Annotated in this window: 14 protein-coding genes and 1 rRNA gene; 4 read left to right on the top strand and 11 right to left on the bottom strand. The window is 73.2% G+C overall.

Annotated features, from left to right (window positions below; genetic code table 11):
- The first annotated feature begins 492 nt into the window (after positions 1-492).
- Positions 493-2298, top strand: coding sequence for a glycoside hydrolase family 15 protein (locus tag ABZ842_RS10880; RefSeq protein WP_361535902.1), 1806 nt, complete (start codon positions 493-495; stop codon positions 2296-2298).
- A gap of 9 nt (positions 2299-2307) precedes the next feature.
- Entirely contained in the window at positions 2308-3945 is a 1638-nt protein-coding gene (locus ABZ842_RS10875) for a PucR family transcriptional regulator (protein ID WP_361535234.1), read from the top strand.
- Positions 3946-4049: 104 nt separating this feature from the next.
- On the opposite strand, the gene ABZ842_RS10870 is transcribed toward ABZ842_RS10875, so the two are convergent.
- The 6 genes from ABZ842_RS10870 to ABZ842_RS10845 form a co-directional block, all read right to left on the bottom strand.
- Positions 4050-5147 (bottom strand): hypothetical protein, encoded by a 1098-nt coding sequence (locus ABZ842_RS10870; protein WP_361535231.1) that lies wholly within the window; start codon positions 5145-5147, stop codon positions 4050-4052.
- A gap of 283 nt (positions 5148-5430) precedes the next feature.
- Entirely contained in the window at positions 5431-6531 is a 1101-nt protein-coding gene (locus tag ABZ842_RS10865) for a glycosyltransferase family 4 protein (RefSeq protein WP_361535228.1), read from the bottom strand.
- 225 nt (positions 6532-6756) lie between these two features.
- Positions 6757-8499, bottom strand: coding sequence for a DNA repair protein RecN (gene recN / locus ABZ842_RS10860; protein ID WP_361535225.1), 1743 nt, complete (start codon positions 8497-8499; stop codon positions 6757-6759).
- Positions 8500-8668: 169 nt separating this feature from the next.
- Entirely contained in the window at positions 8669-9604 is a 936-nt protein-coding gene (locus ABZ842_RS10855; protein WP_361535222.1) for an NAD kinase, read from the bottom strand.
- A gap of 11 nt (positions 9605-9615) precedes the next feature.
- The gene (locus tag ABZ842_RS10850; RefSeq protein WP_361535219.1) at positions 9616-10431 is read right to left on the bottom strand and encodes a TlyA family RNA methyltransferase; all 816 of its coding nucleotides are present in this window, start codon (positions 10429-10431) and stop codon (positions 9616-9618) included.
- 7 nt (positions 10432-10438) lie between these two features.
- Positions 10439-10801: a hypothetical protein gene (locus ABZ842_RS10845; RefSeq protein WP_361535216.1), complete on the bottom strand. Its 363-nt coding sequence runs from the start codon at positions 10799-10801 to the stop codon at positions 10439-10441.
- A gap of 42 nt (positions 10802-10843) precedes the next feature.
- Between ABZ842_RS10845 and ABZ842_RS10840 the strand changes: the two genes are divergently transcribed.
- Positions 10844-11191 carry an SCP2 sterol-binding domain-containing protein gene (locus ABZ842_RS10840; protein WP_361535213.1) on the top strand — a complete coding sequence of 116 codons (348 nt, stop codon included), beginning with the start codon at positions 10844-10846 and terminating at the stop codon, positions 11189-11191.
- Here ABZ842_RS10840 and ABZ842_RS10835 read toward each other — a convergent pair.
- Together ABZ842_RS10835 and ABZ842_RS10830 are read right to left on the bottom strand one after the other, a co-directional pair.
- Positions 11180-12055 carry an ABC transporter ATP-binding protein gene (locus ABZ842_RS10835; RefSeq protein WP_361535210.1) on the bottom strand — a complete coding sequence of 292 codons (876 nt, stop codon included), beginning with the start codon at positions 12053-12055 and terminating at the stop codon, positions 11180-11182. The two genes, ABZ842_RS10840 and ABZ842_RS10835, sit on opposite strands and share 12 nt — an antisense overlap.
- Positions 12056-12181: 126 nt before the next feature.
- Entirely contained in the window at positions 12182-13279 is a 1098-nt protein-coding gene (locus tag ABZ842_RS10830; RefSeq protein WP_361535207.1) for an HAD hydrolase-like protein, read from the bottom strand.
- A 72-nt stretch (positions 13280-13351) separates the two neighbouring features.
- Between ABZ842_RS10830 and ABZ842_RS10825 the strand changes: the two genes are divergently transcribed.
- Entirely contained in the window at positions 13352-14632 is a 1281-nt protein-coding gene (locus ABZ842_RS10825; protein WP_361535204.1) for a DUF1015 domain-containing protein, read from the top strand.
- 94 nt (positions 14633-14726) lie between these two features.
- Here ABZ842_RS10825 and ABZ842_RS10820 read toward each other — a convergent pair whose 3' ends face one another.
- From ABZ842_RS10820 to rrf, 3 genes are all read right to left on the bottom strand, one after another.
- Positions 14727-15494 (bottom strand): hypothetical protein, encoded by a 768-nt coding sequence (locus ABZ842_RS10820; RefSeq protein WP_361535201.1) that lies wholly within the window; start codon positions 15492-15494, stop codon positions 14727-14729.
- Entirely contained in the window at positions 15416-16519 is a 1104-nt protein-coding gene (locus ABZ842_RS10815) for a hypothetical protein (protein ID WP_361535198.1), read from the bottom strand. The genes ABZ842_RS10820 and ABZ842_RS10815 overlap by 79 nt, the downstream gene beginning before the upstream one ends.
- Before the next feature lie 207 nt (positions 16520-16726).
- Positions 16727-16843, bottom strand: a 5S ribosomal RNA gene (gene rrf, locus ABZ842_RS10810).
- Positions 16844-17019: the final 176 nt, after the last annotated feature.

Raw genomic sequence — 17019 nt, 5'->3', positions numbered from 1 at the left:
GTATCAGCGCCACAGGGAGGCCGCTTCCGGCCACGCGCCCGCGCACCCCGCGCCACGCTCCGTGCGCGCACCGTCGTCGACTGGCCCGCCACGGCCGCGGGAGGGCCGTACGGAAGCGGCACGAAGGCGCTGCGAAAGCCGTACGAAGGCCCCGCGCCGGGTGCCGTCACCCACCGTGCATCACGTGTTCACCTCGCTCTCAACCGCCCCTCAACTGCTGCTCACCCTTGGCTCACTCGTTCGGATGACGCACGTTGTCAAGACCAGCACGCGGATGCCTCCGCTGCGTCGTATCCTGCTCGGACACTCGCTCTGCTGAGCGATGCCGAGGGGCGCGTGAAGCGCATCAGAGCAGGGTGGCGACGGACGACGGGCGGGACGGCATGGAGCCATTTTCCCGCAGGTCAGAAGGGCCCCGTGCGCGCAAGGACGCGTCCTCGACCACAGCAAGCGCCCTACGGGGCGGACGTGGCCGTTCGACTGGAGATGCACGTGGCCGGGCGCATCGAGGATTACGCACTCATCGGAGACATGCAGACCGCGGCGCTGGTCTGCCGGGACGGCACAGCCGACTGGCTGTGCCTGCCCCGCTTCGACTCGCATGCCGTCTTCGCAGGACTCCTCGGCACCGAGGAGCACGGCTTCTGGAGACTGGGTCCCGCCCCGGCCGCCGACGGTGACCGGCCGCCGGCCGCCGACCGCCGCCGCTACCGGGGCGACTCCCTGATCCTGGAGTCCGAGTGGGACACCCCGCGCGGCACCGTCCGCGTGACCGACTTCATGCCGCCCCGCGACGGCGCCCCGCAGCTCATCCGGATCGTGGAGGGCGTCAGCGGTCGGGTGCCCATGCGTTCCGCGCTGAGGATGCGTTTCAGCTACGGACGGATCGTGCCCTGGGTCCACAAGGTGGACGGCCGCACGGTCGCCGTCGCCGGCCCGGACTCGGTGTGGTTCGACTCCCCCGCCGACACCTACGGCAAGGACCTCACCACCTACTCCGACTTCACGGTCGCCCCCGGTGAGCGGATCGCCTTCACCATCTCCTGGCAGCCCTCGCACCACCGGCCGCCGGCGCTCCCGGAGCCCGAGGCGTCGCTGGTGGCCACGGAGGACTTCTGGCGCGAGTGGGTGGAGCACTGTACGTACCACGGCCCCTACCGGGAGGCCGTCGTCCGTTCCCTGATCACGCTCAAGGCACTCACCTACGCGCCCACCGGCGGGATCGTCGCCGCCCCCACCACCTCCCTGCCGGAGGAGATCGGCGGCGTACGGAACTGGGACTACCGCTACACCTGGCTGCGGGACGCCGCCATCACCCTCTCCTCGCTGCTGCGCACCGGCTACCGCGAAGAGGCCCGCGCCTGGCGCGAGTGGCTGCTGCGCGCGGTCGCCGGCGACCCGGAGAACCTCCAGATCATGTACGGGATCGCGGGCGAGCGCGAGCTCGGCGAGGCGGAGCTCGACTGGCTGCCGGGGTACGAGGGCTCCACGCCCGTACGCGTCGGCAACGGCGCCGCCCACCAGCTCCAGCTCGACGTCTACGGCGAGGTCACCGAGGCGCTGCACCTGGCCCACATGACCGGTCTGGCGCGCAACGACTACGCCTCCCTCCTCCAGCTCAAGCTGATCGAGTACCTGGAGGACCACTGGATGGAGCCGGACGAGGGCATCTGGGAGGTCCGCGGCCCGCGCCGGCACTTCGTCCACTCCAAGGTGATGGCCTGGGTCGCGGTGGACCGCACCATCAAGCTCATCGAGTCCGGCGACGTCAACGGCCCGCTGGAGCGCTGGCGCCAGCTGCGCGAGGACATCCACCGGGACGTCTGCGAGAAGGGTTACGACAAGGAGCGCAACACCTTCACCCAGTCCTACGGCTCCAAGGAGCTGGACGCCTCCCTGCTGCTGATCCCGCAGATGGGCTTCCTGCCGCCCGACGACAAGCGCGTCATCGGCACCATCGAGGCGATCCAGCGGGAGCTGTCCACGGAGGACGGGTTCGTGCTGCGCTACCCCACGGCCGGCGAGGAGGCCGGGGTCGACGGTCTGGAGGGCGACGAGGGCGCGTTCCTCGCGTGCTCGTTCTGGCTCGCCGACGACCTCGCGATGATCGGCCGGGTCGACGAGGCCCGCAAGCTGTTCGAGAAGCTGCTCGCCCTCCGCAACGACCTGGGGCTGCTGGCGGAGGAGTGGGACTCGCGGCTGGGCCGCCAGGTGGGGAACTTCCCCCAGGCGTTCAGCCACGTGCCGCTGATCGACACCGCCCTGCGGCTGACGGCGTCGGGCGCGTACGGCGGCTAGGTCGTGTCCGTGGAGACCTCACCGGAGCCCCAGGGCGGCATCACCGTGCGCAGGGCGCTGGAGCTGCCCGGGCTGCGCGCCGGGCTGCCGGAGGTCGTCGCCGGCGCGGACCGGCTGCACCGCACGGTGCGCTGGGTGCACGCCGGCGAGGTCCCGAACATCGCCTCGCTCCTCAAGGGCGGCGAGCTGCTGCTGACGACGGGTCTGGGCCTGGGCACCAGACCCGCCGAGCAGCGCGCGTTCGTCAGCCGGCTCGCGGAGCGGGGCATCGCCGCGCTCGTGGTGGAGCTGGGGCCGCGCTTCAGCCGGCTGCCCGCGGCGATCGTGGACACCGCGCGCTCCGCCGGGCTGCCGCTGGTCCAGCTCCACCGGGAGGTCCCGTTCGTCTCGGTCACCGAAGAGGTCCACACCGAGATCGTCAACGGGCACTACGCCCTGCTGCGGCGCGCCGAGGAGGTGCACCGCCGCTGCACCGAGGTGCTGCTCGACGGCGGCGGGGTCCCGCAGGTGCTGCGCATCCTCGCGGACTTCGCCGCCAGCCCGGTCTTCCTGGAGACCGTGAACGGCGAGTTGCTGTACGCGGCGGGCTCCGGCGCCGCGCCCGCCGGCGCCGATCCGCTCCAGGTCTGGAAGGGGCTGCGCGGGCAGCGGGAGGCGCGCGAGTCGCCGCCCGCCGGCACCGTCGTGGTCGACGTCCCCGGCGGCGGCCAGGGTTCGGCGTCGGTACGGGCCCGGCTCGTGCTGCCCTCCGTCGGCTCCCCGCTGCTGACCGTGCACCGCATGGCCGCGGAGCGCGCGGCGGGGCTCCTCGCGGTCGTGCTGATGCAGGCGCGCCAGGAGGAGGAGTTGGCGGCGCGCGGCCGGGGCGACTTCCTCTCCGACCTCGCCGAGGGCCGCACCTCGGTCGAGGACGCGCCGGCGCAGGCGCGGGTCCTCGGCTTCAAGCCGGGCGACGGCCCGCTGCTGCCGGTGGTGATGCGGCTCTCCCCGCCCGCAGGACCCGCGGGCACCTGGGCGGCGCTCGCCCACTCCGTACAGGAAGAGCTGGCCGCGGTGGGCGTGCCCGTGCTGCTGGGCGTACGGCCGGTGGAGGGCCGGGTGCCGTTGCTGGCCGGGCTGCGTTCCGAAGCGGACCGGGAGACGGTCGCGGACCGGATCGCCGCGGCGCTGCGCGCCGGCGTGGAGCGGGCCGGCCTGGAGCGGGCGGGTGCGCACCCCCCGGTCGTGGTGGTGGGCCGGGCCGTCGGCTGGTCGTCGGTCCCGGCGAGCCTGCGGCACGCCGCGGAGACGGCGACGGCGGCGCAGGGCCTCACCGACCGCCCCTGGTACGACGCCCGCCGCCTGGACACCGAGCTGCTGCTGTGGCGACTGCGGGACCATCCGGACCTCGCGGCCTTCGTGGAGCGGGCGATCGGCCCGCTGCGCACCCACGACGCGACCTCCCGCCCGCCGCTGCTGCCGACGTTGGAGAGCTACCTCACGCACGCGGGCCGCAAGGCGGAGACGGCGCGCGACCTCCATCTGAACCGGCAGACGCTGTACAACCGGCTGGCCCGCATCGCGGACCTGCTGGGCGCGGACCTCGACGACCCGCAGACGGTCCTCGCCCTCAGCCTCGCACTCCGCGCCCGCCGCCACCTGCCCTGACGCCCCGCCAGATGTCAGAAGCCCCCTAGGCCGTGTCTGACAAATCCCGTCTGGGCCGCGGCACCCGCCCTCGGGGGCGGACGACGTTATTTGTCAGACACGACCTAGCCGAGTTCCGGCTCGGTCATCGGATGCCTCGGGTCGGGCTGATGGGGGATTTCCCGCCCCGGGGGAAGCCCGCCCGGACGGACCCCAGGTCTGGGGGTGGGCGCGTCGGACTCGCCGCCGACCAGCATCATCAGTTCCGTCAGGGGATCGACCACCCGCCCCGGGTCGTACAGGACCGCGGTCTGCAGGTTCATCAGGGCTGTTTCGAGAGCCCGGTCCCCCACCCTGTTGGCCGTGTCGATCAGACTGCCCAGGTGCTCCTTGATGAGGGCGGTGTCACCGCGTGGCTCTAGTACGGCCTCCCCCGACCTCAGCACGTTGACGATGTCGACGATCCCCCGCAGTTCCCGCCTGGCCCGGTCGGCTGCGGCGTCGGAGTCGCCGTCCGGCCACGTCACGTACTGGATGAGCCAGAGGGAGATCGTGGAGAGCCAGGTGCGGACCTGTCGCCGAGCGGCCTTCATCGGTTGCGTGGTCGCACCGAAGCCTCCGCTGGTGTACTCGGCGAAGGCGGTCGACGCGACGGCCAGACCGCCCATGGTGAGGGACCCGGGGAGGTCCTGGCCGAAACCCACGTCGAACAGCAGGGTGGAGGCGAGGCCGGCGCCGGCGGACCGGGCCATGACCGTCATCCGTCGATGCGCGGCTGCCTGCTGGGCCCACGTGCGGTCCAGATGGACCTCCGCCGCCATGTTCTCGCGCAGCCGGTTCAACGAATCGGGCAAGCCGTGGCTCAGGAGCAGGCCCGAGGTCTCCGCCACGACCCTGACGGCGAACAGCCGGGCGCGTTGGTCCCCGGACGGGAATCCCGCATAGGTCAGTGCCGCGTCGCCCTCGCCGCTCCGCGCGGCGGCCTCGGCCCATTCGTACAGTCGGTCGTAGAACGTGTGCCGCGCCGGGCCTTCGTGACGGGGGTAGCGGATGCCCTGGGTGATCTTCTCGCGCCACCAGCGCGTCCACTTGTTGAGGAGGCCGTCCTGCAACTCCATGGGGACGGCGGTGACGTCGAGGATCTCGCACAGGCGCCGCGCCGCTTCGTTGACACGAGGTGCCGTCAGCTGACCGGTGTCGTCCTCGAACCGCAGTGCCGCCATGACGGCTTGGAACCGCAAGTGGTAGAGCAGACGACGCTGTTTGAAGATCCGCCACACTAACCAACCGGTACGGGCGGCACGTGACCCTGCCCGACCGACCGTGGTGATGTCAGTCACACTGAAAGCCTAGCGGCTCGACGGTCGGAGCAAGGGCCCCTCCGAACAAGGTGCCGCGGCCATCGACGCCTGCTGGCGTACGTCGCCGAGCGTCCACCGCCGCCCTACGACGAGCCCGGGCCGCAGACGCCGTCACGGCGCCGCCGCGCCCCGCCGGGCGCGCGGGTCATCCGCTCGGGGCGAGTTCGTCGTACACGCTCAGCACCTGCGCCACCATCTCGTCCTCCGTCTGCCAGGTCGCCGCCTGGGCCCGCCCCGCGCGGGCCAGTTCCGCCCGCCGCGGCCCGTCGTCCAGCAGCCAGGCGACCGCGTCGGCGAGCGCTTCGGCGTCGTCGTACGGGACGAGTTCCGCGGCGGCGCCGACGAGTTCGGGCACGCCGCCGACGGCCGTGGCCACCAGCGGCACGCCCCGCCGCAGCGCCTCCTGCGCGAACAGCGAGCGCGCCTCCCAACGGCTCGGCAGGACCGCGACGTCCGCCGCGACGAGCAGGTCGGCGATGTCGTCGCGGCGCCCTAACAGCCGTACCGGCAGGGCTTCCGCGTCGATGCGCCGCTGGAGTTCCGCGCGCTCACGGCCCTCCCCCGCGATGAGGACCAGCGGCATCGGGTCGAGCCCGAGGTCCCGCCAGCGGCCGGCCGCGTCAAGCAGGGTGTCGTAGCCCCGGTGGGGCACGAGGCTGCCGACGGCCATCACCAACGGGCGGTCGACGACGCCGAGTTCGGCCTTCGCCTTGTCCACGGCGAGGTCGCCGTCGACGGCGTCGGAGCGCTTCGCGGCGACGGGGGCTGCGAGCGGGGCCAGCCGGGCGTCGCGCGCACCGCGGCGCCGGGCCCGGTCGACCAGTTCGGAGCAGGTGCCGAGTACCACGGCAGCGGCCCGGGCGACCCGCCGCTCCAGCATCCGCACGAGGTGCCCGCGGGCTCCGTCGGCGTGGGAGCGGGTGTGCCAGGTGACAACGAGGGGCACGCGCAGTCCACCGAGGGCCACGGCTGCGCGCAGGGCGGCGTGCAGCCCGTGGGCGTGCACGAGGTCGGCGCCGAGGAACGCCGCCCGCAGCGCCCCGAGCGCCGCGGGGTCGCTCCGCCCGGGCACGGGCGTGAAGCGGGCGCCCGCGCCGGGGAAGTCGTAGTCGCGCTCCAGCGCGGCGGGGCCGCACACGGTCACCCGTACGCCGCGTGCCACCAGCCCCGAGGCCAGTGACCGGACGTGCGCGCTGCTCCCCGCGCTGCCGCCGCCCAGCACTTGGACCGTACGCAGCTGTGTCACCCGCCAAGGATGCCAGCCCGTACGGGCGTTACGGCAATGCGCCTGTATGGGGCAAGGGCCCGCGCACCCACGTACCACTCACACGGGTGAACCCGCCACCCCAACGAAGCCCCGCCCCCGGCTACGCCGGCGATCAGGTCGGCGCTGCCGCCCGCCCGGTGGCGGAGGCCGTGACGGGCGTCCCGGCCCGGCCCGCGGGCCGCCGCAGCCCGGCCCGGTCCGGGGTCACCGGTCGCTGCGGGCCGTCGCGAGCAGTTCCTCGGCGTGGGCGCGCGCGGTCTGGGAGTCCTCCTGGCCGGCGAGCATGCGCGACAGCTCTCGGATGCGGTCCTCGCCCTCCAGGACGGTGACCCCGCTGCGGGTGACCGAGCCGTCGTTCGTCTTCTCCACGAGCAGTTGCCGGTCGGCGAACGCGGCCACCTGCGGGAGGTGGGTCACCACGACGACCTGCGCGGACCTGGCGAGCTTGGCGAGCCGTCGACCGATCTCGACGGCGGCTTTGCCGCCGACGCCGGCGTCGACCTCGTCGAAGAGGTACGTCGGCACGGGGTCGGTCCCGGCGAACACCACCTCGACCGCGAGCATCACCCGGGACAGCTCGCCGCCGGAGGCCCCCTTGGCGATCGGCCGCGGCGGCGCGCCCGGGTGCGGGGCGAGCAGCAGCTCGACGTCGTCGACGCCGTGCGGTCCGTACGCCACGGTCCGTCCGTCGACCTCGACGCCCTCCGGGTCCTCGGTCTGGCGGAGCGCGAACGACACCCGGGCGTGCGGCATCGCGAGCGACGCCAGTTCCTCGGTGACGGCCGAGGCGAAGCGGGCGGCGGCCTCGGTCCGCGCGTCGGTCAGGGCCTGAGCCAGCGCGGACAGCTCTTCGCGCAGGGCGTCCCGTTCGGCGGTCAGCTCGTCGATCCGGTCGTCGTCGCCGTCCAGTTCGGCGAGCCGGGCCGCGCTCTGCTCGGCCCAGGCGAGTACGGACCGGATGTCCTCCCCGTACTTGCGGGTCAGTCCGGTCAGGGCCGCCCGGCGCTCCTCGACGGCCGCCAGCCGCAGCGGATCTGCGTCCAGGTTGTCCGCGTATCCAGCGAGTTCGCCGGATACGTCCGCCAGCAGGATGGAGATCTCGCCCATGCGTTCGGCCAGTGCCGCGAGCGCCGGGTCATGGGCGCGTACGGCGTCGAGCGCCCGGCCCGCGCCGGCGACCAGGGTGGTGGCGGCGACGTCCTCCGGGTCCTCGGGGTGGCCGGCGAGCGCGACGTGCGCCGCGGCGGCTGCGGAGGCCAGGGCCTCGGCATGGCCCAGGCGCTCGGCCTCCGCCGCGAGTTCCACGTCCTCGCCGGCGTTCGGTTCGACGCCCGCGATCTCGTCCAGCCCGAACCGCAGCAGGTCGGCTTCCTGGGCGCGCTCGCGGGCGCGGACGGTGAGTTCGTCGAGTTGGCCGACGACGGCCCGGAGCCGGCGGTAGGCGGTGGCGTACGCGGCCAGCGGTCCGGCGACCGCGGCGCCGGCGTAGCGGTCCAGGGCCTCCCGCTGCCGCGCGGGCCGCAGCAGCCCCTGCTGGTCGGTCTGGCCGTGCACGGCGACCAGGTCGTCCGCGAGCTCGGCCAGCAGTCCGACCGGCACCGAACGCCCGCCGAGGTGCGCCCGCGAGCGCCCCTCCGCGGATACGGTCCTGCTGATCAGCAGCGCGCCCTCGTCGAGTTCGGCCCCGGCCTCCTGTGCGCGGACGGCCGCCGCAGCGCCGGCCCGCACCGCGATCCGTCCCTCCACGACCGCCGACCCGGCACCGATGCGCACCAGCGCGGGGTCGGCCCGTCCGCCGAGCAGCAGCCCGAGGCTGGTGACGACCATGGTCTTACCCGCGCCGGTCTCGCCGGTCACCGCGGTGAAACCGGGGGACAGCTCGACCACGGCGTCGTCGATGACCCCGAGGGACCGTATCCTCATCTCCTCCAACACGGACACGACCATACGAGGTTTCGGCTCCGGCGCGCGACGCCGGCCCCGTGCCGCAGCCGTGCGGCGCACCCGGCGGCCACCGGGGCGCCCGGTACCAGGGCCCCGCGCGGCTTCACCAGAACTGGTGATCGGCGCACGGCCCCGGTGCCCTCCGGGCGCGTGGCGCGGCCCGCGCGCCGGCTCACTGCCGCGGCGGCGCGCCCCGCCAACCGGCGATCGGCAGCGCGAACTTCGCCACCAGCCGGTCCGTGAACGAGGCGTGGTGCAGCCGGGCGAGCCGGACCGGCACCGCCCCGCGGCGCACCTCCACGCGGGCGCCGGGCGGCAGTTCCACCGTGCGCCGGCCGTCGCACCACAGCACGCCGTGCGGGGTGTGCTCCTGAACCTCGACGGCGAGCACCGAGGTCGGCGAGGTCACCAAGGGCTTGGCGAACAGGGCGTGCGCGCTGATCGGGACCATCAGCAGCGCCTCGACCTCCGGCCACACGACCGGGCCGCCGGCCGAGAAGGCGTACGCCGTGGAGCCCGTGGGCGTCGCGCAGACGATCCCGTCGCAGCCGAAGGCGGTCACCGGGCGGCCGTCGATCTCCAGGACGACCTCCAGCATCCGGTCCGGCGACACCTTCTGGACCGCGGCCTCGTTCAGCGCCCAGTCGCGGTGCACCACTTCGCCGTTGCGGTGCACCACGACGTCGATGGTCATCCGCTCCTCGACCTCGTACGCCCGCTCCACGACCCGCTTGACGACCCGGTCGAGGTCGTCGCGCTCGGCCTCGGCGAGGAAGCCGACCCGCCCCAGGTTGACCCCGAGCATCGGCACGCCGGAGGCGCGGGCGAACTCGGCGCCGCGCAGCAGCGTCCCGTCACCGCCGAGGACGATCAGCAGCTCGCAGCCGTCCAGGGCGCCGGGTGTCGCCTCGGGCACGGTCTCCACGGACGGCGGCAGCGGCAGGTCGGCCGCCTCCGCCTCCAGGACGCGGACGCCCAGACCGCTGCGCAACAGCCCCTGTACGACGAGTTCCGCGCTGCGGATGGCCGCCTTGCGGCCGGTGTGGGCGAGCAGGAAGACGGTGCGTGTCGTGGTCACCGCGGGTGTGTTCGCTGCGAGTGAGTTCACTGCCGGTGTGGTCAACGAGGTCCCTCCGCCACTGCGCGTTCGACGTCCGCCGGATCCAGCTCGGGCGCGCCCGCCCTGAGCCAGAGGAAGTACTCGACGTTCCCGGAAGGCCCGGGCAGCGGGCTGGCGGTGACCCCCAGCACTCCCAGGCCGAGCTCCGCGGCGCGGGCGGCCACCGTCCGCACCGCTTCCTTGCGCAGCTCGGGGCTCCGGACGACCCCGCCACTCCCCAATCTCTCCTTACCCACTTCGAACTGGGGTTTGACCATCACCACGAGATCGGCGTCCGGAGCGGTGCAGCCGACGAGCGCGGGCAGCACGAGACCCAGCGGGATGAAGGAGAGATCGCCCACCACGAGGTCGACCAGTTCGCCGTCGATGGCGTCCGGCGTCAGCTCCCGCACGTTCGTCCGGTCCTTGACGGTCACGCGCTCGTCGCTCTGGAGCGACCAGGCCAGTTGGCCGTAGCCGACGTCGACGGCGATGACGTGGGCCGCGCCCGCGCGCAGCAGCACGTCGGTGAACCCCCCGGTCGACGCGCCGGCGTCCAGCGCGCGCCGGCCCTCCACCCGCAGTCCGAGCGGGCCGAAGGCGGCCAGCGCGCCCGCGAGCTTGTGCCCGCCGCGGGAGACGTAGTCGGGGTCGTCGTCGGCCGCGGCGACCACGATCGCCGCGGCGGTCTCGACCTGGGTCGCGGACTTGGTCGCGACGTTCCCTCCGACGGTCACCCGCCCCGCGGCGATCAACTGGCTCGCGTGTTCGCGCGAGCGCGCCAGGCTGCGGCGTACCAGTTCGGCGTCGAGACGGCGACGGGCGACTCCTGCCACGTTCGGTTCAGCTCCTGTGGTCGTGCGGGGGGCGGTGCGAGGGGGCGTGCTCGCCGGCGTCCAGCGCGCTCAGCGTGGTGCGCAGGCCCTCGTGTACATCCTCGTACACCTCCAGGTGCCCGTCCGACGGGAGGTGGTCGACGTCCGCGAGGCGCTCCAGTTGGGCGTCCACGTCGGGGTGTCCGGTGGGGGTCCGCGGTACGTCGAGGGGCGCGGGCGCGGCGGGCGCGGATTCGGCCGCTGGTTCCGGTACGGGCTCCGGTACGGGCTCCGGTACGGGGGCCGCGGGTGCCGGCTGCGGGGGCTGGTCCACGGCGTTCGACGGGACGGCCGGCGGATCGGCCGGTGAGCCGGCCGGTGAGTCGTTCATGCCCCGACGCTACCCCGAAGCCCTGCGGTAACGTCGATCACGATGGCCACGACGGAAGAGTGCCGCAGCGCGCTCGGCAGACTCAGTGACAACCTGGCGCGGGCGGAGGGCGGCGTCCGCAGCGCCACCGCGCTCGACCGCTCCCTCAGCTGCCACATCAAGGACCTGGACGTCACCTTCACGGGCCGGCTCGAAGGGGGCCGCATCCAGGTGGTTGACGTGCACGACGGCCCGCCGCGTCGGAAGGCCGAGATCCGTCTAGCGATGACCGGCGACGACCTGGTGGCGATGGTGGACGGCGAGTTGGAGTTCGCGAAGGCGTGGGCGACGGGCCGGGTGCGGCTGGAGGCCGGCTTCCGCGACCTGCTCCGACTCAGATCACTGCTCTGACCCCCGCGCCAGCATCGGGGCCGGGCCCTGGCTGGCCTTCGCGGTCGTACGGTCCTCTTCGTCCCGTACGCCCGCGGCGGTACGCCGACGTGCGGCCGGCACCACCAGGGGCGTACCGGACTCCGGGTCCTCTATCACCTGACTGCGTACGCCGAAGACCTCCTCCACCAACTCGGCGGTGACGACGTCTTCGGGCGCGCCCTCCGCCACCACCCGGCCGTCGCGCAGCGCGATGAGGTGGGTGGCGTACCGGGCCGCCTGGTTCAGGTCGTGCAACACGGCGACAAGCGTGCGTCCCTGCGTCTCGTGCAGGTCCGCGCAGAGGTCGAGCACTTCGAGCTGGTGCTGGATGTCGAGGAAGGTGGTGGGCTCGTCGAGCAGCAGCAGCGGGGTCTGCTGGGCGAGGGCCATGGCGATCCACACGCGCTGGCGCTGCCCGCCGGACAGCTCGTCCACGAAGCGCTCCGCCAACTCGCCGACGCCGGTGGCCGCCATCGACTCGCGCACGATGCGCTCGTCGTCGGGCGACCACTGCCGCAACAGGCTCTGGTGGGGGTAGCGGCCCCGGGCGACGAGGTCCGCCACCGTGATCCCGTCGGGCGCGATCGAGGTCTGCGGCAGCAGCCCGAGGATCCGCGCCACCTTCTTCGCCGGCATCGAGTGGATGGCCTGCCCGTCCAACAGCACCTGGCCCCGCTCGGGCTTCAGCATCCGCGACAGGGCGCGCAGCAGGGTCGACTTTCCGCAGGCGTTGGGCCCGACGATCACCGTGAAGGAGCGGTCGGGGATCGCCACCGACAGCTCCTCGGCGATGACGCGCCGGTCATAGCCGAGGGTGACCGATTCCGCGGTGAGTCGCTGCATGGGGTCGTACTCCTGGATCGTGGTCCCACGGTTCGACGGAAGGGGTCCGTCCAGCCCCGTCCGCCGCCCGCCGAGCGGCGCAAAGTTAGGTTAGCCTACCCTCTGGCCCGACTCCTGGGCGTGGCGCTACAACCCCAGTCGGGACAGCGCCTTGCCGGCGTCCGCCGTGCAGGAGCCGTCACCGGCGGCCGACCACGCAGCCGCGCACAGCGCCCGCAGCCCGTCCATCGACGCCCCGTTCCCGCCCTCGTCCCCTGCCGAGCCCGCGTCCTCGTCGAGCACGAGGACCCCGTCCCGTACGGCAGCACGCCAGCCACCGCACGCGAACCCCTCCTCGGGCCCGCCCGTCACCTCGGGCTGCGGCGTCAGCAGCCCCCGCAGGTCGGCGTCCACGTACGTCGGACGGTGCCGCGGCTCGGCCGCCAACAGCTGCGCCGCGTCCGTCACCCCGGTCAGCACCAGCAGCGAGTCCACGTCCCCGTTGAACGCCCCCTCGATGTCGGTGTCCAGCCGGTCCCCCACGACCAGCGGCCGGCGCGCCCCGGTGCGCAGGATCGTCTCCCGGTGCATCGGCGGCAGCGGCTTGCCCGCCACCTGCGGCTCGGCCCCCGTCGCGATCCGCACCACCTCCACGGCCGCGCCGTTGCCCGGCGCGATCCCCCGGGCGCTGGGGATGGTCAGGTCGGTGTTCGACGCGTACCAGGGCACGTTCCGCGCGATCGCGTAGCACGCCTCCGCGAACCGCCCCCACGGCAACTGCGGCCCCCCGTACCCCTGCACCACCGCCGCCGGGTCGTCGTCGGCCGACTCCACGGGCACCAGGCCGCGTTCCCGCAGCGCCACCCGCAGCCCCTCCCCGCCGATCACCAACACCCGCGACCCCGCGGGCACCTGCTCCGAGATCAGCCGGGCCACCGCCTGCGCCGAATTGATCACTTCGGCGGGCTCCGTCGGCACCCCGAGTTCGGTGATGTGCCGGGCCACCTCGTCCGGCGGGCGCAGCGCGTTGTTCGTCACGTACGCCAGCCGCATCCCCGCGTCCCGGGCCGCCAGCAGCGAGTCCACGGCGTGCGCGATCGCCGCGCCGCCCGCGTACACCACGCCGTCCAGGTCCAGGAGCGCGGTGTCGTACGCGGTGCACAGCGGCGTCGCGCTCCCACCCGGCCGGTCCGGCCGACTCGACCGATCCGACCCGTCCGACCGGTTCCCGTTCAGGGGACTCATCCGTCAACGCTCCTTACGTCGGTGTCACTCCCCCGATCATCGCGCACGCCCCGACCCACATACGATGCACGGATGAAGAGCGATGGTCCCGCGGCCAACGACGGCCTGCGCCTGACCCCCTTCCGTGGACTGCGCTACGTCCCGGAACGGGTGGGCTCACTCGCCGCAGTCACCTCACCCCCGTACGACGTCGTCGTACGCCCCGACGGACTGCACCACCTCGAATCCGCCGATCCGCACAACATCGTCCGGCTCATCCTCCCGCAGGCCGCCACCCCCGAGGACCGCCACCGCAAGGCCGCGGACACCCTCGCCCGCTGGCTCGCCGAAGGCGTCCTCGCCCCCGATCCCGAACCGGCGCTCTACGTCTACGAACAGCGGCACGGCGACGTCCTCCAGCGCGGGGTCATCGGTGCCCTCGCGCTCACCGAGCCGGCGGAGGGCGTCGTCCTGCCGCACGAGGACGTGATGGCCGACATCGTTGCCGACCGCGCGGCGCTGATGCGCACCACGGACGCCAACTTGGAGCCGCTGCTGTTCACCTACGTCGGCGACGGCGACGCGACCGGCACGACCGCCGTGATCGAGGAGACCGTGCAGCGCCCGCCGCTGCTGGCCACCACGACGGAGGACGGCTTCAGCCACCGCCTGTGGTCGCTCACCGAGCCCGCGGCGCTCGCCCGCGTCGACGCCGACCTCGCCGGCCGACAGGCCCTGATCGCGGACGGGCACCACCGCTGGGCCACCTATCTGCGGCTGCGCGCCGAACACCGGCGGCCCGGGCCGTGGAGCTACGGCCTGGTCCTGCTCGTCGACACCGCCCGCTACCCGCTGCGGGTACGGGCCATCCACCGGCTGCTGCACCACCTGCCGACCGCGAAGGCCCTGGACGCGCTGGGCGACTCCTTCCGCGTACGGCACCTGAACAGCCCGCTGCCCCGGGCCCTCGGCGAACTCGCGCGCGCCGCGGCCGAGGGGAACGCGTATCTGCTGGCCGGGGACGGCGCGTTCCACCTGGTCGACCGCCCGGATCCGGAGCTGCTGGCGAGCACGGTCCGCACCGACCGCCCCGAGGCGTGGCGCACCCTGGACGCGACCGTGCTGCACTCCACGCTGTTGGACCACCTGTGGCGGATCCCTGACGGCCCGGAGCAGATCGCGTACATCCACGACGCGCAGGCCGCGGTCACCCAGGCCGAACGGCACGGCGGGACCGCGGTGCTGATGCACCCCGTACGGGAAGAGGTGGTCCGCGCGCTGGCCCGCGAGGGCGTCACCATGCCCCGCAAGTCGACGTCCTTCGGGCCGAAACCGGCGACGGGGCTGGTGCTGCGGAGCCTGACGTTGGAGTGAGCGGCGGGGCACAAACGCAACAGGGCGGCCACTCGTGGGAGTGGCCGCCCTGTCGTCTGCTACCTCGCGTGACTCGCCCGGCTAACGCCCGGTGTCAGGCGTCACGGGCATCGTCGTCGCCGGTCGTGGTGGTGTCCGTGGCGTCGTCGCCGTCGCCGTGGGTGTCGGCGTCACGGTCGCCACGGGCCTCCGCGGCGTCGTCGTCAGCGCCCTGCTCCTCGTAGCCGGCGTCGAGGGCGTCCACGAAGTCGACGCCGTCGAGCTCTGCCAGCCGGTCCGACGCGTCGGTCGACCCGTCCTTGTCGGCTTCGAGCGCCTTCGCGAACCACTCGCGCGCCTCGCCCTCGCGCCCGGCCGCCAGCAGGGCGTCGGCGTACGCGTACCGCAGGCGCGCGGTCCACGACTGCACCGAGTTCGAAGCCAGCTCCGGGCTCTGGAGCGTGACGATGGCCGCGTCGAGCTGCCCCATGTCGCGCCGGGCCCCGGCCGCGACCAGCCGCATCTCGACCTGACCGGCCTTGTCCAGCTTCTGCACCTCGGCCTCGCCGGCCATCGCCAGCGCCCGCTCGGGCCGGCCGAGTCCGCGCTCGCAGTCGGCCATGACGGGCCACAGCTCGACGCTGCCGGTCATCCGCCGCGCCGCCCGGAAGTCCGCGAGGGCCTCGGAGTACTTCTGGGTCGCGTACGCGGCGAACCCGGCGGCCTCGCGGACGGCGGCGACCCGGGAGGCCAGCCGCAGCGCGACGCGGGAGTAGCCGTACGCCTGCTCGGGGTCCTCGTCGATCAGCTTGGCGACCATGACGAGGTTCTTCGCGACGTCCTCGGCCAGGCCCTTCGGCAGGCTCTGGAGCTCCTGCCGCACGTCCTTGTCGATCTCCTCGCCCGTGACGTCCTCGGGGATCGGCAGCCGCTTGATCGGCTCGCGATCGGGCCTGTCGCGGTCCCGGCCGCGGTCGTCGCGGCGCCCGTAGCCGCCGCGGTCGTCCCGGCCGCGGCCGTAGCCGCCACCCGGCCGTCCACCGCGGTCACGGTCCCGGTCCCGGTCCCGTCCAGCGGGGCGCCCGCCCCGGTATCCGCCACGATCGTCGTCGCGTCGGAACGACGGGCGGTCATCGCGACGGTCGTCACGACGCGGACCACGATCACGGTCGTCCCGACCGCCGCGGTACCCACCGCGGTCATCATCACGACGGAACGACGGACGGTCATCGCGACGGTCGTCACGACGCGGACCACGATCACGGTCATCGCGACCGCCGCGGTACCCACCACGGTCATCATCACGACGGAACGACGGACGATCGTCACGGCGGCCGTACCGGGAACCACGGTCGTCGTCACGGCGGAAGGACGGGCGGTCATCACGGCGTTCGTCACGGCGGTCGTCACGACGCGGACCACGATCACGGTCGTCCCGGCGGTCGTCACGGCGGAAGCCGCCACCGGACCGGTCGTCGTCACGGCGGAACGACGGGCGCTCGTCACGCCGGTCGTCACGACGCCCGTAGCTGCGGTGTCCGCCGCGGTCGTCGTCGCGGCGGAACGAGGGGCGGTCGTCACGGCGCCCGTATCCACGGTCATCGCGCCGGAAGCCGCCACCGGAACGGTCATCCCGCCGGTCATCGCGGCGGTCGTCGCGGCGGTCGTCGTCACGGCGGAAGGACGGGCGGTCATCACGGCGTTCGTCACGGCGGTCGTCACGACGCGGACCACGATCACGGTCGTCCCGACCACCGCGGTACCCACCACGGTCATCATCACGACGGAACGACGGACGATCATCACGGCGGCCGTACCCGCCGCCGGGGCGACCACCGCGGTCGTCCCGGGCACCGCGGTACCCGCCCCGGTCACCGTCGCGACGGGGACCACGGTCACGGTCGTCACGGCCACCCCGGAATCCGCCCCGGTCACCACCGTCTCGACGGCGCGGCTCGCGCTCCGGACGGTCGTCGGGAGAGTTGGTGGACATCGACGTGACTCCTGTCTGCAGGTACTGCGGTCATTCTCGCGCACCCGGCGAAGGCACGCGCTATGGCAAAGAAAAAGACCCTGGGTCCAGCGTGAACGCTGGACCCAGGGTCCTGAAAGATTGTTCGGCGGCGTCCTACTCTCCCACAGGGTCCCCCCTGCAGTACCATCGGCGCTGAAAGGCTTAGCTTCCGGGTTCGAAATGTAACCGGGCGTTTCCCTCACGCTATAACCACCGAAACCCTATCGGTTTCGAGCGAACAAGCACACTCTTCACTTATACGTTCTGCTCAAAACGGCAACGGTCGTTGCCTCAGAACTAACACAGTGGACGCGAGCAAATATGGACAAGCCCTCGGCCTATTAGTACCAGTCACCTCCACCGGTTACCCGGCTTCCAGATCTGGCCTATCAAC

This window comes from Streptomyces sp. NPDC047315, from assembly GCF_040643215.1.
GTDB lineage: Bacteria > Actinomycetota > Actinomycetes > Streptomycetales > Streptomycetaceae > Streptomyces.
Note: the sequence above shows the minus strand (reverse complement) of the source record. Positions and strands in the feature narration are given on the sequence as shown.